The organism is Fodinibius sediminis (assembly GCF_900182555.1).
Lineage (GTDB): Bacteria > Bacteroidota > Rhodothermia > Balneolales > Balneolaceae > Fodinibius > Fodinibius sediminis.
Genome location: NZ_FXTH01000009.1, coordinates 1 through 19,425, shown reverse-complemented (window position 1 = coordinate 19,425; position 19,425 = coordinate 1). Strand labels below are relative to the sequence as shown.

The window sequence follows — 19,425 nt, the reverse complement described above, 5'->3', positions numbered from 1 at the left end:
GGTGATAATCGATAACGGTTACTGGTGAATCTGTTTCTCCGCACATTCCGGACAGTCCAGCCAGTTTTCTGCTGGCATGGATGAAAAAGCATTCGGGCTGTTGCCCTTTTCAAAGACGGGGCGGTAGAGCACCTCGCCTTTTTCGTGCGATTCTCCGCAGCTGTGACAACTTGCTTCATCATCCAACTCCTTGGGCGTGTATCCTGCAATCACCCACCCTTCATGCCCGGCATGGACAGCCAGACTCTCCAGGGCCGCGCGGACGGTCTGTGATTTATTGCCATCGTAATATTTCTCAGACAGCTCGGCCAGCAGCTGTACCGTTTCGCTGTCCAGCGTAAAGTTTAACCGTTTCATATCATTATGAAGTTGTTCAATGAATATTTAGTAGGCCATGTACCAGGCCAGGAAAACAGCAAGTCCCCCAAGGAATGTGTATAAAACCGCCCATTGCCGATATTGATCCAATTTGTGGTGTTCATCATGTTCTAAATTGGTTTCCCGGTGGATCTTCCCCCCCACTTCACACTCAGGAAGAAAATCAATGGCGACATGAAAAAACACCCCCGTAGCGAAACCGAAAATAAGGGCATTTACAACATCATTCCCGGGAATATTCAACAGACTTACCGGAAGCGCAGTAAGCCCAATAGCAGATGCCGGCAGCAGTATTAAAACCGCTGATTTTCCCTGCTTGGCCAGTCGCCGTGAAGCCGCATAGCCAGCGGGCCCCTTGTGCGAAACAATAGCTATACCCAGAAGCAGTCCTAACTCCGGCATGGCAGCATACACAATGCCGATGATAAGACCGGCCGAAAGTGCATGCGAGGTCAATTCCAAAACAACGGGATCTATGGATGAGGAGGTATGCGTCAAGCCATGATTGAGGGTATGAATTGCAAATCCGGCCATAATGCCCAGCGCTATTCCCAGCCCCCCATACACCGGATGGTGATTCATGGCTGTCGGCACCAGGAAAATGGCGGCACTGGTTATCATGGCTCCGCTGGCCAGTCCATAGCCGGCAATAAGATGATTCAGTCTGTGCTGTGCGGCAGCCTTGACCCCCATGGGTATGGCTGCTGCCATAGAAGCAAAAGCGATCCAGGAGATGCCAATCACCTTCCAGTTCGACATCAGCATGGCAATGAAGGTAAACACACACAATATGAAAAGAGTACTGTAGACAACGACTCGGTCAGGCATTTCGTTATAAAAGTATCGGTCACTTGGAGTTACCGCTTCAGCGCAGGATACGGCACTGCCTGGTATGCGTTCTGAAATTCAGCCAATGCCCCAGAATTAGCAATAAACTTCCAACCGAGGCAACAACGGCCTCTCCGGCTGTTCCCAGAAGATCATGGAGTACCCATGACAGAATAAGTATGGATAAACCTGCTATGAGTATGGTATATATGAAATTACCATTCTTTCTTTGCCTTATTGCCAAATAGACGGATGGAATAATAATAAGAAGAAGAACAGGATGCATCCCGTCATGTATTACTCCCGCTGTGGAATGCAGTGATACCATTGTGAAAACAACGGGGATTAGCATGCAATGAATTATACACAGCCCGGAAAAGCCTAATCCTATAGCGTCCCAGATTTTTTTTGTAGCCAAGTGAACCTGTTTAAATTTAAGTGTGTATAATTATACACACCAAAAATTTAAACAGCAAATCATTCTCAAGGGAATCTGTTTAATACTTCATCCATTGGTTTGAGCAGCCTACATATCACGCAAGATCGCTTTTACTTCGTCTCTGGTCTTCCCAAGTTTCTCCTGGAGTTTGCCGATGAGTTGATCCTCTTTGCCTTCCTCATAGACAAGGTCGTCATCGGTCAACTCTCCATATTCCTCTTTTAGTTTACCCTTGATTTTGTTCCAGTTCCCTTCCAGTCTTAATTTATCCATAATATTTCATTTATTAATGCTGCTGATGATATCTTCCCGTGTAAAAAAATGCTCCCCAATATTAGAAGGAGATCGGCTTGTGCTGTCTCAGGGCTTCTATCAGTTCATCCTTGTTCATCGTGGAATACCCTTCAATACCCGTTTCCTTGGCTCTTTGATAGAGTTCCTCTTTGGTCCATTCGTCATAGGAGGCCATTTTTTTGGCTTTGCTGATCACATCATCACTTTTAAATTTAACCTCCTTGCCGAGTTCATCGACCTCTTTTTTTCCCGCCTCGATCTTCTGATTAATCTTGCTGCGCAACTCTTCGATCTCATCTTTCAGATCCTTGAGGTATTCGGCCTGTTTCTGACTTATTTTTTCCCGCGTTTTCTCCCCCTTCTCAGGAGCAAAAAGCAGTCCGAGGATTACACCGCTGGCTACGCCGGTGAGAGTAGCCAAAATCACTTTTTCTTTATTTCTTGTTCCCATAATAATACCAGTTTGATTAGAGATATTGATGACTAGCAACTACTATTGTAACGTCGTGCCGGGGTAAAATCATTTCAACAATTGCTTTTATTCACGCGAATTACCGCTGGGTATATTCACGTAGAATACTCATTATTTCCGCTTTGGTTTTTCCCAGTTTCTGCTGCAACATACCAAGGAGTTTTTCCTCTTTTCCCTCTTCATACTGCAGCCCCTGTTCGGTTAATATCGCATAATCTTCTATAAGTTTGGCCTTAAGTTCTTGCCAGTTCTCTTTTGTTATTAACTCGCTCATAATGATGGATGATTTTAACTTGATACCAGCGACTTTATATCCACAGGCGCATACCACTGCACGCTGTATCTATTCTAATGCCCAGAAATCCAAAAAGTTTCAGCTTATCTTGTTCAAAAGATATTATCTCCCCTCAAATCGTGTGGAAGCCGTTCTTCCAGCGGATCGCCCAGTATGTCCTGTATATAGAGTCTTTTTACAAGCACCATAACACAGCCCATGAGCGGCATGGCAAGCAACACGCCCATAAAACCAATCAAATAATAGAGCAGGAACTGAATAGTGATGATCAGTACCGGGGGAACAGAGATCGCCCGGCGGTGAATCATGGGGGTAATAAAGTACCCCTCCACGCCCTGCAGGATGGCATAAAAAATACCAGTATAGATGGCTGTTTCCAGGCCCACCGTCAAAGAAATTAGCAAGATAGGCACAGCTGCTATAATAGGCCCCAGGTTCGGAATAAACGTCATAAGCGCGGTAAAGACCCCAAGCAGCAGCGCATACGGCACCCCCAGCAGCCAGAGACCCAGTGTTGCAAGGGTGCCCAGGATAATCATGGAAACCACCTGTCCCACAATCCACCACTGGATGGTGATGGCTATTTCATTCATGATTTGCAGTACCCGCTCCCTCCTCTTTTTGGGAAACATGCGGACAAATCCCTCCGAGTAAAGTGTTGGTTCCGCCGCGATATAAACAGCAATGACAAAGACCAGCACCAGAGCGGCTATAATCGTGGCGGTGGTCGACAGATAGCCCAGGATACTCTTGGTCATATCGTAATCCTCGCCGGTCTGATCCGTCTCGTCTTCAAAAAAATCGCGGATATGGGGATTCTCCTGCGCCAGTTCCCGTCCCCATCCAAAACGTGAGATTTCCTGCTTCGTCATCTCCCAGGTTTCAGGCAGCTGTTGATAAAAGGTATCGACCTGGTTGGCAATGCTGGGGGCCAGCACATAAGTAAGGCCGGATACGGTCGCCAGGAAAATCAGGATAACCAAAGTCAGGGATATGCCATGTCCCAAACGCAGTTTTTGATGAATAAAGTCGCGGGCTGATCGAAAAATAGTGCCAAGCAATATGCCCGCAAAGATAATTAACAGCGTATCAATTGCCTCTCCCACAAACATCACGAGGAGGGTGACGGCAAGGGCGATAACCACAAAGATCAGCACCTTCCTCAGAAAAGAGTATGTAGAAGTGGAATCATTCTTATTCTTCATGAATCACTTGTCTTTAATTAATTCAAATAGAATCTTCTTGCTGTAAATCTTCCCGTTGGTTTGCCATCCCAGGCTCCACAGCATTTTAGCTGACTGATGCATCTCTGTTCTATCAGGAGCAAGCACGCTCTTTCTCCCAGTCCTCACCTGTCCCGTATGCAGTCACACAGGCACCATCGGGTCCTATTTGGATTCAGCTTTTTTGTAAGCTGATCACCTTTTTTTATAAAACAGCATGCAGATCTCATCGGGTATTTGTCTTTTTTCCACTTCAACATTCATTTTTAGATAGTATAAATAAATTCTGTCATTACAGGTCTTATATACTAAAAGGTTCGGGCTTAAAAAACCCTCCTTTTAATAGATCCGGACATTAAAATAGACCTGTCGAAGATGACTACGGCGTTCCCGGTTTACAAAAACCAAGAATTAGACAATTCCAACAGATCATTGTCTTATCCTTACCTCCTTCAATAATTCCTCATCCAGTTCATGATCGGGATCATCGTTGTGCAGTACTGAAACATCCCCGGTAGCTTCCATTACTACCGCTTTAATCTGGTGAAGCTGAGTCACATTGGCCTCGCGTAGCTTTGCATGGAGATCGGCATGTGTGACTTTGGCCTTTTTTAAATTCTCTTCCAGAACTTCCGTTCCCTTCATAAGCAGCAAGGGCTCATTATTCACCAGTCGACTTACCACAGACGAACGGCCGCGCAGACTGGCAATAAGAATTTGCATGAGATACAAAGCAGCAAGGGCTACCACGGCCAAATTTAAGGGGGGATCTTTAGTCAAAACAGTACTGCCAATAACCGAGCCAATAGCAACGGTGATAGCAAAATCGAAACTGGACATTTTTGAGAAAGAACGCAGCCCGGCTATCCGTGTAAGGACAATAAGGGCAACATAAATTCCAGCGGTCGTAAGAACAACCATCCATGCTGCCATCCAGGAAGTAGTAATCCAGGAATAATCCATAAAAAGCTATGTCTTCAATTAACAGGTATGGTTATGCGATAAATATGCACCACGCCTTCCATGGTTACAACACAGGCGTTGGTCATCAGCTTATCAACATTGAAAAAGAAAAGCAATATAAAGCTTAAGAAGCTGGTCATATGTAACAATTTTGACACATGCGGTGTAGCTATTTCTGCTTTTCACAAGTTATCATGAGGTTCTTGAAACTATTTATGCCTGCGTTCATAGAAAAGGTACTACCAGGTGGATAAATCTATTCCCTCCCGTATGCCGGGGGCACTATTTAACAGCGCTTATTAACACATAACCCATTGATTATGATTGACACCATAAAAAACTCCCTGCTCCATGTAAGGTCCGAAGAAATTATCAACAAAGCTCGGGCGCGCGACCTGGACGTCCATGCCGTAGAAGATTTTCGCAAACAGGCATCGAACTATGACATTATCGAGGAAATGATGGAAGATTACCGCCTGTCTCATGCCAGGTGGAGTGCTGTGGGAGGCCTGACTACCGGCATAGGCGGGTTCACTACTGCAGTCACCTTTGCAGGCATTGACACTATCTCCCTAGCTATTCAGTTATACCGGCTTTCCGAACGCTTTGCAATCCTCAACGGCTTTCATCCTGATAATCCCCTGCAGAGGGATAGGATCCTCAACATCTATTTTGAGGCTCTCGGTATTAATGCAGTGACACAAGCTACCCTGAAGCATCAGCTGATAAATGCCAACACCCTGGCGGGATCCGCAAAGGCTTCAGAAAACTTCACCCTGAACCTGATTATAAGAGTTGCCAGAATATTCGGAAGAAACATTTCATCAAAAAGAGCAAAACGACTTGTTCCTGTTATCGGCGGTCTGGCAGGGGCTTCCCTAAATTACTCTTTTGCCCGAAAAACAAGTAAAGCCATAAAAGAAGCCTATAAAGAGGCCTATTTTGAGACCTGGCAGGATGAAAGCGGGAACTGAATTTGCCCCTGTGGTTCCTGTTCCCTTCGCCAAAGCTGCAGCAAGGTATCCTCATATATCTCACCTCCCCCGGGAATTCCCTGTTCCCATCCAGTTCGCACGTTATTTTATTCCACTTTCCCGTGCAAGGACATCCGGGCACCATGTACAAACCACATTCTAATACCCCGGGAGTTTTTTTAGCATATAATGAGAGCTGCAACAAAGGGAACGTCCAAAAACGGTTCAGGTTTATGTTGGGGTCATGTTATCATTTGGATGATATCCATCAACATCTAATACAGACGACGGGCTGATCAAAAACCTGACCAGGTATTGCTAATAACGGAAATCTATGACAGAAAGAACGCATAAGAAATATTCCTATTCTACGATCTTACCAGCTGTTCGTATCAGTGGTCCCTGAGGGCCCGAATCAGCTCTTCCTTGTTCATTTTTGAACGCCCCTCAATACCCACTTCTTGCGCTTTTTCATACAGTTCATCCTTCGTCCATTTTTCATATTTTTTGTGTTTTCCACCCTTTTCTGATGCTTCCCTGCCTGCATTTGCAATACGCGCTGCTTTTTCTTTGCTCATTCCCTGGTCTCTGAGTTCTTCGTATTTCTCCTGGTCCTTAATGTGACTCGTGTTTTGGTCCGGCATGAGGCCTCCTTTATTCAATTGTATTTATCATAAACTATGTCCGGTTCAGATATTATGCTGTAGCTTTGTTTGCCTTTCTTTTGTGGCAGTTTTAAGTAAACCGCCTTCCTGTTCTCAGCGGATATGACGGAGATAGGGAGCACCCTCATTTTAGCATAGGCCAACGTTCATTTCCCTTCTTCCCGACCACGGCAAAAAGAGTAATATCCCGGGTACAGCTTAACCTATAGAATCATTAATGAAGGGGTCATAAAAATGACTACACGAAGATCACATATATCGCTATTCCATTTTTCCCGGTCATTCATGAGTTTTTTTTGGAGAAGAATTTTCAGAAGTATTACACAATAGCTATTAATCAATCGATATCATTATGAAACCTCGTACACTGTCAGCCACTTCCCTTACGGGAACCAAAGTACAAAATCTTCAGGGAGAAAATATTGGAGATATACAAGACTTGATGATTGACCTGGAAACCGGTCAGGTACTCTATGTGGTCCTCTCGTTCGGGGGATTCATGGGCATGGGCGACGATTATTTTGCCATTCCCCTGGAAGCGCTGGTATTCAGCGAAAAAGAGGAAGAGCTTGTAAAAATAGACATTGATAAAGAGGCGCTGAAAAATGCACCCGGCTTTGATAAAGATAACTGGCCACTGACCGATGAGTATGTACATTCAGTCTATGATTATTATGGATATGAACGCAAGACCCTATCATCACGGGTATAAACATTCCGAGATTATATGCCACATGGTTTTTGCTTTCTGTCCGGATAATAGATCTCCACACCAGCTACGGTTCTTAGATTTCTTCCGCGCCCCCTATGAACGTTATATGATGAACTCGAATCATGGAAAAGTTAAAAATAGGCTTACCAAAAAGTACAATTCATAACCAGCAAAGGTGTTGCCATGAATAATCAACAATCGATTACAGCCGTCATTATTGGAGTTTTCGTAATTACCACAAGTCTTGGAGCATTAGCTGGTTGTGCTGACAGGGACAGGGCCTCTGATATGGATACCAACGGTGACACCAGCAGCCAGATGAGTGAGAAGCCTCAAACCCAAAATCAAGACTACAGAATGGCCCAGGAGCAGGAACAAACATTCCGGGCTTCGCTCGAGGGTTCCAATGAAGTACCGGAAGTCGATACAGAAGCCTCGGGCAGCACAACAGTTACCCTGCGAGGCGACAGCATCCACCTGAAGGGTGAATTTTCGGGCCTGGGCTCTGAGTATACCGGATCGCATATACATTTGGGAGCTGAAGGGGAAAATGGAGATCCCATACAATCCCTGGAACCATCTCTCGGTGATGATAAAATGTCTGGCACATGGGATAACACCTATCCCCTGAGTATGGATCATATATCGGCACTCAAAGCGGACAGCCTTTATATCAATGTGCATTCGGCAGAAAACAAGGCGGGCGAAATACGCGGGCAGCTTACCTCATCCGAGATGGATACCTCCGGAATGGATATGTAGCAGCCCCTTATGATATTTGCATCAATAGATTACACCCGGCAAGAAATTCGTTTCAGGAATTTATGAAAATCTTCGGATACTTCATCACAATAGCAGGACTTATTGCCCTTGTTTACACCGGCATTACCTATATCAACAATTCCGAATCATTCGGTGTATTTGGTTTGGATATTGCAGTTTCCAAAGGGGATCCGGTTCCCATGATAATCTCACTGGTGGTCTTGATCACAGGCCTTGTGACCGTACGTATTTCCAAAAATTAAACTTAAGTAAAAAAGGAGAATCTTTATGTTAAGATGGGCCATTACTTTTTTAATCATCGCAATTATAGCAGCTGTCTTTGGTTTTGGCGGCGTGGCAGAAGGGGCAGCTGATATAGCACAAATACTCTTCTATATATTCTTGGTGCTCTTTGTTGTCTCACTCTTTTTCGGCGGCTTTCGAAGACCGTGAAAAGTATGCACTTAACCCGGATGAAGAGCACTGAACCAACCGCTTCACACAAACATTTGTGATCTATAAGAGAGAGGGAGTACCCTTTTGCTTCACGGGCGAGGCAATCCTCCTGGCACGGTGAACATGTGCCAGGGGGTTGCCGGGTACTCTGCCTAACCTGCACGACGGCGGCCTCCCTTGTCCTGTCTTTTGGCCGCACCTATCATATCCCCGTCATTACTCCATGATACAAAGACAGTCATCCAATCTGCCACAACCATGCAAAATGAGTTTTCTCAGCACCGGCCATCAATACTTTTGTTCCTTTTCCGGATGGCCGATCTGCCTGCTTTCTGTTTCCTGGTATTAAGGTTGAATACGAATGTACAAGAAAACACGATATCATTGATTTCTACCCCGTTTGGGGGATTAGCTGTCCTTTAGTCTCCCAGTATTATCAGGGATATCACAAGAAGCAATTAACGCTTGCAGCCATTCCTGCAGATATGGACTGGTCCAGATTTCACAGCCTGCGGTACCTGCTACTCGCCCGTTTTCAGATTTTACTTTTTCCCATATACGATAGAAACCTGTTTTGGCTAAAACGAATAGTGATAGGCAACTGATAAACTGTTGCACATTGCTGGCGGCAGATACCAGCATTTTTAATATCTTCCCTAAGATGCAGCCTATAAGTCCCTGTTAATTTCGGCAGATAGTCGTTATATGGGAACATTTTCAGTTTAATATACTTTATTATAAAACAAGGAGTCGAGTACCCTCGACTTCATGCTTCATTAACCTACAAGGGTACTTCTAAAAGGGTACTTAAAGTATTGAACCATTTACCATGATCAATGTTGTCATCGCCGATGACCATCCGTTGATGCGGGAAGGGATAAAAAAAGTTCTTCACAAAGAACTGGGCATCAAAGTAATCGGAGAATCTTCCAACGGCAAAGAACTGCTTAATATCCTTGAGAGTACTCCTCCACCCGATCTGCTTATTCTTGATATTTCAATGCCGGGAAAAAGTGGCATAGATCTGATTAAAGACATCAAGAATCTCTACCCTCACCTATCCATTCTTATTCTCAGCATCCATCCCGCAGAGCGGTTTGCCATTCGGGTGCTCAAGGCTGGAGCTGAGGGGTATCTGTGCAAGTCAAGTATTTCTGACAAGCTGGTCAAGGCCATCAAGCGTATTGTGCAGGAAAACAGGCGGTATATCAGTGATGAAGTGGCTGAGCAGATGGTCCTCCAGATTGACCAAAGCGATCAACCCCTCCACGAAGGACTCTCCGATCGTGAATTTGAGGTGCTGTGCAAGATCGCGGAAGGAAAAAGCGTTGCGGAAATTGCAGGTGAACTCTCCCTGAGTACCCATACCGTTCATACCTACCGTTCCCGCATAAAAAATAAAATGAACCTCGATACTAACGTTGATATGACCCGTTATGCCATCAGGAATAACCTGGTAAACAGGTAACGTTTTCCTTCAAGGTCGGTTAAACAAGTTCCAGCTTTTATTTATTAGATAATTCTCCAATAAGATAAAACCTACTTCTGCCTGGAGGCAGACTGTCCCATCACCCCAGAGCTTCCGCATACAATAAATCAGGCTATGCTCCAGGCTCTCGCTTGTCCATGGCTCCAACTTGCCTTTAGCCACAGAGCAGTTAAAAAACGTACCTGCAGGAGCAAAAAAATAGCCCTTCCTGTGGATGTGGATCTTCCTTCCTGCATCAGCAGCCAACAGAATACCCTCCTTCCCATTAAAAAAGGACCCCAACTGATGCGTATTTGCACCAAAGGGGTCCCGGATCTTCAGGATCGGGTGGCGTTACCCTCTGCCATTTTGCTTATTTGCCTTAAACCGGTTAATCACGCCTCCGTAGAGCACGGCTTCTTTCTGACGTTCGCTGAAGGTATGCTTCACCGTGTATTTCTTTCCTTTGGTCTTATTATGAATAACAACTTCATGCCCGTTCTTTATGGCACTCCGGATGTCATTGACCTCAAGGACATCACCCTGATCGATATCTTCATAATCTGCATCATGCTCAAACTCCAGCGGCGGTATACCGAAGTTGATGAGGTTCTGCCAGCCGATACGGGCATAGCTTTTGGCAATGACGGCCCGCATACCCAGGTAACGCGGAGCAATAGCCGCATGTTCCCGACTGGACCCCTGTGCATAGTTTTCACCTGCAACAACCACATGTCCGCCATGTTCCTGCTTGGCCCTCATCGCACGATCATGGAAGTTTTTATCAACCACGTCAAGGGTAAATTTGCTAATCTCAGGAATATTGCTTCGGTACGGAAGCACCTCGGCCCCGGCACGCAGAATCTCATCGGTAGAAATATCATCTCCCATCTTAAGCAGTACCGGTACTTCAAAATCCTGCAGCTCATCAAAATCAGGCATGGTGGAAATATTCGGTCCTTTCTTGATCTCACCCCGTTTGTTTTTGGGTTTGGGCTCAGTCAGCATCTCCGTATTGACCACCAAAGCCTCAGGCTCCTCAAATCTTGGATACTTCATGTTATACAGCTCCTCGAGATCCCGTGGATCGGTAATTTTTCCCGTCAGGGCTGAAGCTGCAGCAGTTTCAGGGCTTACCAGGAATACCGAATCCTCGGGTGTTCCTGAACGGTCCGGGAAGTTGCGCGGAACGGTTCGAAGGCTGTTCTGTCCTGATGCCGGCGCCTGTCCCATCCCAATACAGCCATTGCAACCAGCCTGATGAATACGGGCCCCTGACTGCACAAGGTTAAACATCACATCATTCTTGACCATATTCTCAATAATCTGTCGAGACGTGGGGTTTATGTCGTACGATACATTGTCATTCACTGTCTTTCCTTTTACAATTTCAGAGGCAATCCAGAAATCACGATAGCCAGGATTGGCAGAAGAGCCAATATAGGACTGATAGATGTCCTGTCCCTCTACTTCGCGTACAGGAACTACATTGCCCGGACTGCTTGGAAGCGCAATCAGAGGTTCAACATCATTTAAAACAAGTTCTTCATACTTGTCATATTCTGCTCCCTCATCGGCTTTGAGTTCAACAAAATCATGGCCACGCTGCTGAGATTCCATAAAACGCCGTACTTCTCCATCAGCCGGAAAGACCGTGCTTGTCGCTCCCATCTCGGTTCCCATATTTGCGATCACATGGCGATCCATTGTGGAAAGGTTGTGTAGCCCCTCACCGAAGTACTCAATCACATATCCCGTGGCCCCGTCAACATCATAGCGGCGCAGCATCTCGAGCACCACATCCTTGGCACTTACCCAGTCGGGCAGCTCACCTTTCAGCTCAACACCGAGTACTTTCGGCATCTTCATATACATGGGCTCGCCGGCAATAGCAAAAGCCACATCAAGTCCACCAGCTCCAATAGCCAGCATTCCCATACATCCGGATGCTGGAGTATGGCTGTCGGAACCGGCCAGCGTTTTGCCCGGAATCGCAAACCGCTCAGTTTCGATGGGATGACTCACTCCGTTGCCCGGTCGGCTAAACCACATGCCAAAATGTTCGGCGGCTGATTTCAGAAAGACGTGGTCGTCGGGATTTTTAAAGTCGGTTTGTATCAGGTTATGATCTACATACTGACAGGACAGCTCCGTCTGGGCTTCCTCCAGCTCCATGGCTTCCAGTTCCAGCATCACCATGGTACCCGTTGCATCCTGGGTGAGAGTCTGGTCGATTTTCAAGCCAATTTCCTCACCCGGTTTCATCTCTCCGTCAACAAGATGGCTTTTAATAAGTTTTTGTGTGACGTTCAGTGGTGTACTCATAAATAGTGGACTTTTTTAAATCTTCGATTTCCTAATTATGTAAAGGAGAACTCGTCCCAGATAGTTTCAATAATATCATTCACAGGGCTTTTTTTCTTGCAATTAAACCGTAAACTGCTAATTTAAAAGTGTTCTAATCTAATTCCTGAAAACCACTTAGGTATTTTACCTAATTTTTTATTAATTGGGAGTTAAGACACTTGCAGACAACATAGCTGTAAGGAGAATGGCCAAATCAGTAGCTGGGCTTAGTTATGGGAAAAACAATTCAACATTTATCAATAGATAGAGCAGGAAGACCGACTTGGTCGTAGCCTACCCGATTTCTAACTGATAACAAGCCAACTACTTTTCAACACTAAACAGTATTTCATAAATCAAGCACACATAATAGGAGAATATTATGATTCGACATGTTGTAATGTGGAAATTGAAAGACGAAGCGGAAGGAGCCTCCAAAGAGAAGAATGCTGAAAAAATGAAGCTGATTCTGGAGGGGTTAAAGATTAACATCGAAGAGATTAAAAATGTGGAGGTAGGCATAAATATATCGGACGATGATGATGAAAGCGGGGCCCCCTACGATGTTGTTCTTATTTCAGATTTTGAAACTGAGCTTGATTACACCATGTACAGCCGCAACGAGCACCACAAGAAAGCAGTCAAATTTATTGAATCCGTTATCGACGAACGACATTTTGTAGATTATAAGGTAGATGTCTAAACCACAAAGTCGGGCTGCAAATCAGTGGCCCGACTTTACCTTTAATAAGGTACCTATCCTACTGCCATTCAGTGGGTTAATATATTAATACAGATTGATTCATTGAACTCTCTCCTGCCCACAGTATAAAACCACCCTTTTATTATATGTCCCAGGATGAAAAGGAATAGCCTGTAAAGGCCTGCAGCTTTTCGACATCCGGCTGCAAATATTCGCGAAGCTTGTCGCGCAATTCCGGCCGTAGCGTGGGCTTGGTAATCTCCGGACGTGTTGCTTTTTTGATGGGATCCTTGATCGCATCCGGAATATAATACTTGAGGGTTTTGATGAGCGGGCTTTCCAGGACAAGACGGCTTAGACGTCCCTTTCGCCTTTTTTGACTGCTTTGGTGCTTTTGTTCCTCGTAGGCGGGGTCGTAAAACATCTCATCCACCCCCACAAATGCAAATACCCGCTGCAAAGCTGAATGTCGCTCATACTTCAACTCACGGGATGGCATAACCAGAATCTGCGCTCCTTGATAATATTCCATAAAATGATTCAGCTGCCAAAAATATTTACTGCACATCACATAATGATTATCACTCAACGTTTCCAGGGCTTCTTCTATCGTGCGATGCTCCCTTCCCTCGCTGTAGTTATGTGTGTAATGGGAGATAATCCGTTCGATCGGATCACGTACCAGGTAAATCAATTTTACATCAGGCAGAAGGTCATGCATACGCTGTGGCACCCCTGCGAAATAGTGGGCTTTTGAATAATTGGGGGAAGCCTCCCCATATTTGCTGAAATTCCCCGTGAACTGTGACCGGTACCAGTCTACCCCCTTGCCGTAATTATTTTCAGCAATAAAGAAATCAACTTCTTTGATTGCTGACATTCCAACCTCAGGATGCAGCTGCAGGTAATGAAACAGGCTGGAGGTACCACTTTTCATCGCTCCTATAATGATAAAATCGGGAAGCATTGAAAAAAGATTTTAAATAATATTGAAACTAAATCGGCTTGTGATCGGTAACTTATATGAAGTATAACCCTGGCACGGTCTGCAGGTTCCGGAAAATGTTGCCCTACAGTATCTTTGCCATATCCTTTTGTAAAATGACTTCACGGAAGTTAACTTGTCATATTAATGTAATCCTGAAGATATAAAAATTCGATTATTCTGAGTTCCTCAACCGACCATAACGAAGACGAGGCCCCGGATAACCAGCAGTATTATCGCCTCATTCCCGTATCGAAAGAGCCGGATGAAGATTATGAACGAATTGATTTCAGCAAACTGCTGCATTACTACTGGGCCAGGAGAACAGTGGTCTACTGGTCTGTAGCAATCTTCTTTGCCATAAGCCTCTTTTTCGCGCTCTTCAGCCCTGCTGAGTATTCCTCCAGTGCTTCTATTATTCCGGAGTATGAGCTTCAGGATAACGTTAATGAGGCTTTGGAAAGCTACGGGCTTCTCTTCGGCCTGACCGGGGTGGGACGCGAAAACCGCCCCCCCTCCTATCTTTTACAGCTCTATCCCCATATGGTAAACAGTGTTGCTTTCAAAAAAGAATTGATGCACCAGCCGTTTAATTACAGCGGCGTGGATTCTACTCTTACGATGTTCCAGTATTTTACGGAGGTCTACCAACCCTCCATCTTTCACAGGATGTACCAATACACCATCGGGCTTCCCGGTTCCATCCTGGGCGGGGACAAGTCGCAGCCCGAGCCCGTGCAGACCAAAGCTCAGGCTGCTGACGACAGCAGCAAGACGACCCCGCAGCTGGCGGTCTCCATTCTCAAGCTGAGCCCCTCCGAGCGCAACGTTATAAGCGAGCTTTCCAGTCGCATTACGGCCACCTACCAGCGGAGAACCGGTATTGTTCAGATATCTGCCTCCATGCCCGAATCCATGCTGGCTGCACAGCTGGTCAAACTCACGCTTGAGACCTTGTATAACCGGGCTAGTTCGTATAAAACGGAAAAAGCAGTGCTGTATAAAAATTTTCTTGAAACCCAACTTCAGAAAGCCGGACAAGAACTTGAAACCTCCCGGCAGGCACTCAGTGAGCAGTCAACCGACAACAATACAGGTCTTCAAAGCCGCTACGAATCGAACCTGGAACGTTACCATACCCTCAGGCAGCAAGTCCAGAGGATGGAATTAAATATTCAGGAACAATTACCTCCTTTCCGCCTATTAGATGATATTACGATGCCCAGTACACTCATTCAGCCGAACCGTAAGCTGATTGTATTCCTGGGAACGATACTTGGTTTATTTATCGGCATCAGCTGGATAACCGCTTCATTTATCCTGCGCAAGGAAGACTGACCGTCGTCGGACAGCTCATCCTGCATCAGAAACCAGTTATTTCTGAAGGACATCATTACTGCAAGGACCGTTGTTACATGGGGGAAGACTTAAAGAAGAAATCCTTATCATCCATTAAATTATTAGCCTTACCGCTGGGCGTCACCTATTTAATCAAGTTTATTCAGACCCCTGTACTGGCTATTTTTCTCTCACCCGCCGATTTTGGCATCTGGGGACTTGCCAATGTTCTCATTAAAGCGATGGAGAGCCTCACGGAAGTGGGCATTCAGAAACTGCTGATACAACGTGAATCTATAAAAAAAAGTTTTTTGCGATCCATCTGGGGGTTTATGATCCTGCGGGGCCTCTTCATTACGGGGGTGGCCCTGGCCATTGTTCCCTATTATGCATCCTTCGTGGATTCTCCGGAAGGCAAGTTCATCTTTACACTGGCCATCATTGTTCCAGCGATTCAGTCATTTACCACCCCTGCCCTCTATTTATCAGAGCGAGACATAGAATTCAAAAATATCGCCATCTATGATGCTCTGGGACAGATCCTGTTCTTTATCATCGTGGTTGCCCTGGCATATGTATATCAGAGCGTGCTGGCCATGGTTATGGCCCTGCTCATTGTGGAAGGCTTCAAAGTGTTTATGAGTTACGGCTTCTTCGGCATCCCCGCCTGGCCACGGTTTCCTGAATGGCGTTACCTGAAGGAGATTTTCCATCACGGCAAGCATTTTTTTCTGATATCCCTGGGATCCTTTGTTACCATCCAGATCGACGACCTTATGGTGGGCAAGCTTTTGGGCAGTGATATCCTGGGCTTTTACCTGATCGGCTACACCTTGATAAATGTTATTATCACAATTATCAGGAAACTCTTCGGACGGGTGCTCTTTCCCTATTACACGAAACTGGTAGCCGGTGATGAGCAGGCCCATACAAAGATCAACCGAATTCTGGAAGACCAGATTCTGCTGCTTTGCATCGTTTTCACGGGGCTGTTTATGCTTACATCCCCCCTAATCAATCTCTTTTTCGATGACCGGTGGGTAGAAGCCATTCCCATTATTCAAATTTTAACCTTTACCGGCCTGATGAGGGGTATCGGCAACATTATCGTACCGCTATTTTTAGCAGAGAAGAAACAAAACATTCTTGCTGTCGGTAGAATAATTGAGGTCATCCTTTTTGTTCCTTTTATCTACCTGTTTACCAAACAGTTTGGGGTGATTGGGACTTCATACAGCGTGGGAGTCATATTCTTTATCGCATTAAGCTATCGCATTATCATGGCATACCGAATGTTCTCTCTGGAAGTATTTAAAAGTACAGCGATGGGGTATGTCGGCACCTTTAGTACCTTTATCACTTTTGCCTTTGTAAGTCTGCTATACCTGGAGCATTACTTTTATTTGTTTGAATATGCCGGCGCACCACTTTTATTGGCAGCAATACTCTTTCATTTTTACAGAAAGGGAAAAACATTATCTTACTTTTTAAAAGAATATATTCAGTATGGTTAAAGATATCGCCCGCTTTTTTGCCCGTCGCATCGGCGCTTTTTTTTATAAGCTGGTTGAGCAGGGAGAAAAGCATACCATCCAGAAAGAAAATCAAAAACTAATTCAAAGCTCCGAGAACTGCAGTCCGGATCTGCGTATCAATGGACGGGTCAAAAAATTCTCCGGATTCGAACAAGCCGTTATCGAAAAGAATGTGCATATAGGAGACAATGTACACATCCGGGCGGAGGGGGGGCTGTTTATCGGTGAAAACACCCACATCAGCCGAAATTTCGTGTGCTACACCATGAACCATGACTATGAAGGGAAACGACTGCCTATTGATGACAATGACGTCTATAAGCCCGTGCATATCGGAAAAAATGTCTGGATAGGGATGAACGTCGTCGTGGCACCCGGTACCGTCATTGAGGATGGCGTCATTGTGGGGGCCGGATGTACGGTCGCAGGCCATGTTCCCGCGCTGTCCATCATCGGCAGCCAGAAATACCGGTTGCTGAAAAAACGTGACGAAGAACATTATAATCGTCTCGAGCGCGAAGGAAAGTACGGTGGAATAAGCGGACGCCCCCTTTCTGATTAAAAAATTACTGCCTGATCATTATGTCTCTGAAGCAGAACCTCCTACGGATCACCCGCAACATACTCGACCGGCATCACCGATTCGTCAAGCGGAAATTTGAGCAGTCGAACCGGGCGCTGCTCCGTGCTTTCGCCTTAGAGGAAGATCCCATTGACGAAGCCCCGCAGATAACCAATCGCATTACGGATGACCGGTGGAAACAGCTTCAGCCTGTATGGGTGCTGTCCACGGGCAGAACCGGCACGAATACACTGACGAGGCTGCTTAACCTGGCTCCCGGTATCGATGCTTTTCATGAACCCTCGCCGGAACTTTTCCAGTTTTCCTTCGATTACTACAATGGCAGCATAGGCCGAGAGCAGGCCCTTGGAACCACCATCTACCTGCGCGATGAGCTCGTATTCAGGAGCATCCGCGATGGATTCAGCTATGTGGAAACAAATAATCGATTGAGTTACATTGCCGACCTGCTCCTTGAATTATATCCGGCAAGCAAGTTTATTCATATCTACCGCAACCCTTATGATTTCATACGTTCAGGGATGCGCCGTCGTTATTACTGCGGCCACATGCGCGATTATGCCCGCATCACTCCCCTCTCCGGAGATCCCCTTCACGAACAGTGGGGCGAGCTCACGAATCTGGAAAAGGTAGCCTGGAACTGGCAGAAAATTAATCACCATTGCCTGACCTTTATGGAACAGCTGCCGAGTGAACAGAAAATGAACTTCTCTTCCGAAGCTTTTTTCCAGGCAAAGCCAGAACTCATTGCCGAACTTTTCAACTTTGTGGAGTCCGTTCCCTACCATCCGCCCGCTTCAGATATAAAGAGCGTCATGGGAAAGAAACACAATGCCCAGGAAGAAGGAACCTTCTCAGTACCAGAAAACTGGACCAGCTCTCAGATTAAAAAAGTCAATGCAATTATTGCACCGGTGGCCCGAACATTATCATACGACCTCCGTTCATCATAAGTAGCTCTTTCATGCCCGAGGCTATGACATATCCCCTTGTTTCCGTCATTACTCCTGTTTACAATGCTGAGGAGCAAATTGACGACTTTCTCGATGCCCTTCAAAATCAGCAATATCCCCGCGAACATTTTGAAATCATTGTAGTCGATAATGGCTCCACCGACCGGACTGTGCAGAAAATACAATCTCATTCTGATATCATTCTTTGCCGCAGAACCGACGTACAAAATCCGTACGCCGCCCGAAATGAAGGGCTCTCCCGTGCCAGAGGTGATATCCTGGTGCTGCTGGATGTAAATTGTACGCCCACCCCTCACTGGCTTCAAAACGGGATTCGTCGTCTCCGGAAGACAGACGCAGATCTGGTGGGCGGCCAGATTTCATTTACCTACTCCAACGAAGAGACCTTTGGCGAGTGGTATGACTCCCTGTTATTTGTAGACATGAAAGACTTGATTGACCGTGGACAATCCTGCGCGGGCGGGAATCTTTTTTTCAAGCGAGAGGTACTGGACACCGTAGGTCCCTTTCCGGAAAACCACCGATCAGGCATGGATTTGTACTGGACCAAAAAAGCATCCAGGGCGGGATTTAAGCTCGTGTATGATGCCCATGCTGAAGTTCATTACCCGGCACGCCCGTTTCTTCCCCTCATGAGAAAAGTATTCCGGGTCGGAACCGGCCAGCCCAAAGTCTGGCTGGACAATGATATGCACCCCGTGAAACTTATTCTGCTCATGCTGTATCAATTCGTTCCACCGGGGACCCGCGAGCTGAGAGATAAAATTGAAAGGCGGGGCAAGGACGAAATGAGGCAACACCTGCCAGTCTTATGGGGAATTCATTATCTGCAGAAAGTAGTCCTTTCTCTCGGATGGGCAAAAGGCTTTGCTAAGTACTATCTTTCCAAGTCGTAACCCAAACTTCATCCAACGGTAAGTGCTGTCATAATATTTTAGGGTCTTATGAAGTTAAGCTCTCAAAGGGGGTCCTCTCGGAGCTTATCCAGTAAGACGTTATATAAGTTTTTATTTCGATGATTAAAACGGAATT

23 protein-coding genes are annotated in these 19,425 nt (G+C 45.8%); 12 read left to right on the top strand and 11 right to left on the bottom strand.

Going from position 1 to position 19,425, the window contains the following annotated elements; translation table 11 throughout:
- Nucleotides 1-18: 18 nt before the first annotated feature.
- The 8 genes from FN808_RS10840 to FN808_RS10805 form a co-directional block, all read right to left on the bottom strand.
- On the bottom strand, nucleotides 19-357 hold the full coding sequence (locus tag FN808_RS10840) for a ribbon-helix-helix domain-containing protein (RefSeq protein ID WP_142714621.1): 339 nt from the start codon (nucleotides 355-357) through the stop codon (nucleotides 19-21).
- A gap of 27 nt (nucleotides 358-384) precedes the next feature.
- Entirely contained in the window at nucleotides 385-1,206 is an 822-nt protein-coding gene (locus FN808_RS10835; RefSeq protein WP_142714620.1) for a ZIP family metal transporter, read from the bottom strand.
- A gap of 37 nt (nucleotides 1,207-1,243) precedes the next feature.
- Complete coding sequence (locus FN808_RS19450; RefSeq protein ID WP_142714619.1) at nucleotides 1,244-1,624, bottom strand: MerC domain-containing protein; 381 nt, start codon at nucleotides 1,622-1,624, stop codon at nucleotides 1,244-1,246.
- A gap of 108 nt (nucleotides 1,625-1,732) precedes the next feature.
- A complete protein-coding gene (locus tag FN808_RS10825; protein WP_142714618.1) occupies nucleotides 1,733-1,918 on the bottom strand; it encodes a CsbD family protein in 186 nt (61 codons plus the stop codon).
- Between the two features lie 61 nt (nucleotides 1,919-1,979).
- The gene (locus FN808_RS10820; protein ID WP_142714617.1) at nucleotides 1,980-2,390 is read right to left on the bottom strand and encodes a YtxH domain-containing protein; all 411 of its coding nucleotides are present in this window, start codon (nucleotides 2,388-2,390) and stop codon (nucleotides 1,980-1,982) included.
- Between the two features lie 100 nt (nucleotides 2,391-2,490).
- Nucleotides 2,491-2,685, bottom strand: coding sequence for a CsbD family protein (locus tag FN808_RS10815; protein ID WP_142714616.1), 195 nt, complete (start codon nucleotides 2,683-2,685; stop codon nucleotides 2,491-2,493).
- Nucleotides 2,686-2,798: 113 nt separating this feature from the next.
- Nucleotides 2,799-3,911 (bottom strand): AI-2E family transporter, encoded by a 1,113-nt coding sequence (locus FN808_RS10810; protein WP_142714615.1) that lies wholly within the window; start codon nucleotides 3,909-3,911, stop codon nucleotides 2,799-2,801.
- A gap of 447 nt (nucleotides 3,912-4,358) precedes the next feature.
- The gene (locus tag FN808_RS10805; protein WP_142714614.1) at nucleotides 4,359-4,892 is read right to left on the bottom strand and encodes a DUF421 domain-containing protein; all 534 of its coding nucleotides are present in this window, start codon (nucleotides 4,890-4,892) and stop codon (nucleotides 4,359-4,361) included.
- Nucleotides 4,893-5,212: 320 nt separating this feature from the next.
- Between FN808_RS10805 and FN808_RS10800 the strand changes: the two genes are divergently transcribed.
- On the top strand, nucleotides 5,213-5,866 hold the full coding sequence (locus FN808_RS10800; RefSeq protein WP_142714613.1) for an EcsC family protein: 654 nt from the start codon (nucleotides 5,213-5,215) through the stop codon (nucleotides 5,864-5,866).
- A gap of 392 nt (nucleotides 5,867-6,258) precedes the next feature.
- Here the strand turns inward: FN808_RS10800 and FN808_RS10795 are convergent, their stop codons facing one another.
- A complete protein-coding gene (locus tag FN808_RS10795; RefSeq protein ID WP_142714612.1) occupies nucleotides 6,259-6,510 on the bottom strand; it encodes a DUF7218 family protein in 252 nt (83 codons plus the stop codon).
- 373 nt (nucleotides 6,511-6,883) lie between these two features.
- On the opposite strand from FN808_RS10795, the gene FN808_RS10790 reads away from it, so the two are divergent.
- The 5 genes from FN808_RS10790 (at nucleotide 6,884) to FN808_RS10770 (ending at nucleotide 9,929) form a co-directional block, all read left to right on the top strand.
- Entirely contained in the window at nucleotides 6,884-7,243 is a 360-nt protein-coding gene (locus FN808_RS10790) for a PRC-barrel domain-containing protein (protein WP_142714611.1), read from the top strand.
- Between the two features lie 183 nt (nucleotides 7,244-7,426).
- Nucleotides 7,427-8,005, top strand: coding sequence for a CHRD domain-containing protein (locus tag FN808_RS10785; RefSeq protein ID WP_142714610.1), 579 nt, complete (start codon nucleotides 7,427-7,429; stop codon nucleotides 8,003-8,005).
- A 62-nt stretch (nucleotides 8,006-8,067) separates the two neighbouring features.
- Complete coding sequence (locus FN808_RS10780; RefSeq protein WP_142714609.1) at nucleotides 8,068-8,268, top strand: hypothetical protein; 201 nt, start codon at nucleotides 8,068-8,070, stop codon at nucleotides 8,266-8,268.
- Nucleotides 8,269-8,293: 25 nt separating this feature from the next.
- Nucleotides 8,294-8,458, top strand: a complete 165-nt coding sequence (locus FN808_RS10775; protein ID WP_142714608.1) for a DUF1328 domain-containing protein — start codon at nucleotides 8,294-8,296, stop codon at nucleotides 8,456-8,458.
- An 832-nt stretch (nucleotides 8,459-9,290) separates the two neighbouring features.
- Complete coding sequence (locus FN808_RS10770; RefSeq protein ID WP_142714607.1) at nucleotides 9,291-9,929, top strand: response regulator; 639 nt, start codon at nucleotides 9,291-9,293, stop codon at nucleotides 9,927-9,929.
- Between the two features lie 354 nt (nucleotides 9,930-10,283).
- Here the strand turns inward: FN808_RS10770 and FN808_RS10765 are convergent, their stop codons facing one another.
- Nucleotides 10,284-12,254, bottom strand: coding sequence for an aconitate hydratase (locus tag FN808_RS10765; protein ID WP_142714606.1), 1,971 nt, complete (start codon nucleotides 12,252-12,254; stop codon nucleotides 10,284-10,286).
- A gap of 403 nt (nucleotides 12,255-12,657) precedes the next feature.
- Between FN808_RS10765 and FN808_RS10760 the strand changes: the two genes are divergently transcribed.
- Nucleotides 12,658-12,978: a Dabb family protein gene (locus FN808_RS10760; protein WP_142714605.1), complete on the top strand. Its 321-nt coding sequence runs from the start codon at nucleotides 12,658-12,660 to the stop codon at nucleotides 12,976-12,978.
- Nucleotides 12,979-13,120: 142 nt separating this feature from the next.
- Here the strand turns inward: FN808_RS10760 and FN808_RS10755 are convergent, their stop codons facing one another.
- Nucleotides 13,121-13,945 carry a sulfotransferase domain-containing protein gene (locus FN808_RS10755; RefSeq protein ID WP_142714604.1) on the bottom strand — a complete coding sequence of 275 codons (825 nt, stop codon included), beginning with the start codon at nucleotides 13,943-13,945 and terminating at the stop codon, nucleotides 13,121-13,123.
- Between the two features lie 345 nt (nucleotides 13,946-14,290).
- Here FN808_RS10755 and FN808_RS10750 point away from each other — a divergent pair, with 345 nt between their 5' ends.
- From FN808_RS10750 to FN808_RS10730, 5 genes are all read left to right on the top strand, one after another.
- Nucleotides 14,291-15,301 carry a GNVR domain-containing protein gene (locus FN808_RS10750; RefSeq protein ID WP_142714603.1) on the top strand — a complete coding sequence of 337 codons (1,011 nt, stop codon included), beginning with the start codon at nucleotides 14,291-14,293 and terminating at the stop codon, nucleotides 15,299-15,301.
- A gap of 77 nt (nucleotides 15,302-15,378) precedes the next feature.
- Nucleotides 15,379-16,815, top strand: a complete 1,437-nt coding sequence (locus FN808_RS10745; RefSeq protein WP_142714602.1) for an oligosaccharide flippase family protein — start codon at nucleotides 15,379-15,381, stop codon at nucleotides 16,813-16,815.
- Nucleotides 16,808-17,398 (top strand): acyltransferase, encoded by a 591-nt coding sequence (locus FN808_RS10740; protein ID WP_142714601.1) that lies wholly within the window; start codon nucleotides 16,808-16,810, stop codon nucleotides 17,396-17,398. The genes FN808_RS10745 and FN808_RS10740 overlap by 8 nt, the downstream gene beginning before the upstream one ends.
- A gap of 20 nt (nucleotides 17,399-17,418) precedes the next feature.
- Complete coding sequence (locus tag FN808_RS10735; protein ID WP_142714600.1) at nucleotides 17,419-18,372, top strand: sulfotransferase family protein; 954 nt, start codon at nucleotides 17,419-17,421, stop codon at nucleotides 18,370-18,372.
- A gap of 11 nt (nucleotides 18,373-18,383) precedes the next feature.
- Nucleotides 18,384-19,289, top strand: a complete 906-nt coding sequence (locus tag FN808_RS10730; RefSeq protein ID WP_142714599.1) for a glycosyltransferase family 2 protein — start codon at nucleotides 18,384-18,386, stop codon at nucleotides 19,287-19,289.
- Nucleotides 19,290-19,425: the final 136 nt, after the last annotated feature.

What these genes read in the sequence shown, in the direction of transcription:
- FN808_RS10760 (WP_142714605.1), top strand. Translation starts at nt 12,658, where the DNA reads ATGATTCGACATGTTGTAATGTGGAAATTGAAAGACGAAGCGGAAGGA.
- FN808_RS10795 (WP_142714612.1), bottom strand. Translation starts at nt 6,510, where the DNA reads ATGCCGGACCAAAACACGAGTCACATTAAGGACCAGGAGAAATACGAA.
- FN808_RS10735 (WP_142714600.1), top strand. Translation starts at nt 17,419, where the DNA reads ATGTCTCTGAAGCAGAACCTCCTACGGATCACCCGCAACATACTCGAC.
- FN808_RS10780 (WP_142714609.1), top strand. Translation starts at nt 8,068, where the DNA reads ATGAAAATCTTCGGATACTTCATCACAATAGCAGGACTTATTGCCCTT.
- FN808_RS10730 (WP_142714599.1), top strand. Translation starts at nt 18,384, where the DNA reads ATGCCCGAGGCTATGACATATCCCCTTGTTTCCGTCATTACTCCTGTT.
- FN808_RS10805 (WP_142714614.1), bottom strand. Translation starts at nt 4,892, where the DNA reads ATGGATTATTCCTGGATTACTACTTCCTGGATGGCAGCATGGATGGTT.
- FN808_RS10790 (WP_142714611.1), top strand. Translation starts at nt 6,884, where the DNA reads ATGAAACCTCGTACACTGTCAGCCACTTCCCTTACGGGAACCAAAGTA.
- FN808_RS10800 (WP_142714613.1), top strand. Translation starts at nt 5,213, where the DNA reads ATGATTGACACCATAAAAAACTCCCTGCTCCATGTAAGGTCCGAAGAA.
- FN808_RS10775 (WP_142714608.1), top strand. Translation starts at nt 8,294, where the DNA reads ATGTTAAGATGGGCCATTACTTTTTTAATCATCGCAATTATAGCAGCT.
- FN808_RS10825 (WP_142714618.1), bottom strand. Translation starts at nt 1,918, where the DNA reads ATGGATAAATTAAGACTGGAAGGGAACTGGAACAAAATCAAGGGTAAA.
- FN808_RS10820 (WP_142714617.1), bottom strand. Translation starts at nt 2,390, where the DNA reads ATGGGAACAAGAAATAAAGAAAAAGTGATTTTGGCTACTCTCACCGGC.
- FN808_RS10835 (WP_142714620.1), bottom strand. Translation starts at nt 1,206, where the DNA reads ATGCCTGACCGAGTCGTTGTCTACAGTACTCTTTTCATATTGTGTGTG.
- FN808_RS10740 (WP_142714601.1), top strand. Translation starts at nt 16,808, where the DNA reads ATGGTTAAAGATATCGCCCGCTTTTTTGCCCGTCGCATCGGCGCTTTT.
- FN808_RS10840 (WP_142714621.1), bottom strand. Translation starts at nt 357, where the DNA reads ATGAAACGGTTAAACTTTACGCTGGACAGCGAAACGGTACAGCTGCTG.
- FN808_RS10770 (WP_142714607.1), top strand. Translation starts at nt 9,291, where the DNA reads ATGATCAATGTTGTCATCGCCGATGACCATCCGTTGATGCGGGAAGGG.
- FN808_RS10765 (WP_142714606.1), bottom strand. Translation starts at nt 12,254, where the DNA reads ATGAGTACACCACTGAACGTCACACAAAAACTTATTAAAAGCCATCTT.
- FN808_RS10785 (WP_142714610.1), top strand. Translation starts at nt 7,427, where the DNA reads ATGAATAATCAACAATCGATTACAGCCGTCATTATTGGAGTTTTCGTA.
- FN808_RS10745 (WP_142714602.1), top strand. Translation starts at nt 15,379, where the DNA reads ATGGGGGAAGACTTAAAGAAGAAATCCTTATCATCCATTAAATTATTA.
- FN808_RS10815 (WP_142714616.1), bottom strand. Translation starts at nt 2,685, where the DNA reads ATGAGCGAGTTAATAACAAAAGAGAACTGGCAAGAACTTAAGGCCAAA.
- FN808_RS10810 (WP_142714615.1), bottom strand. Translation starts at nt 3,911, where the DNA reads ATGAAGAATAAGAATGATTCCACTTCTACATACTCTTTTCTGAGGAAG.
- FN808_RS10755 (WP_142714604.1), bottom strand. Translation starts at nt 13,945, where the DNA reads ATGCTTCCCGATTTTATCATTATAGGAGCGATGAAAAGTGGTACCTCC.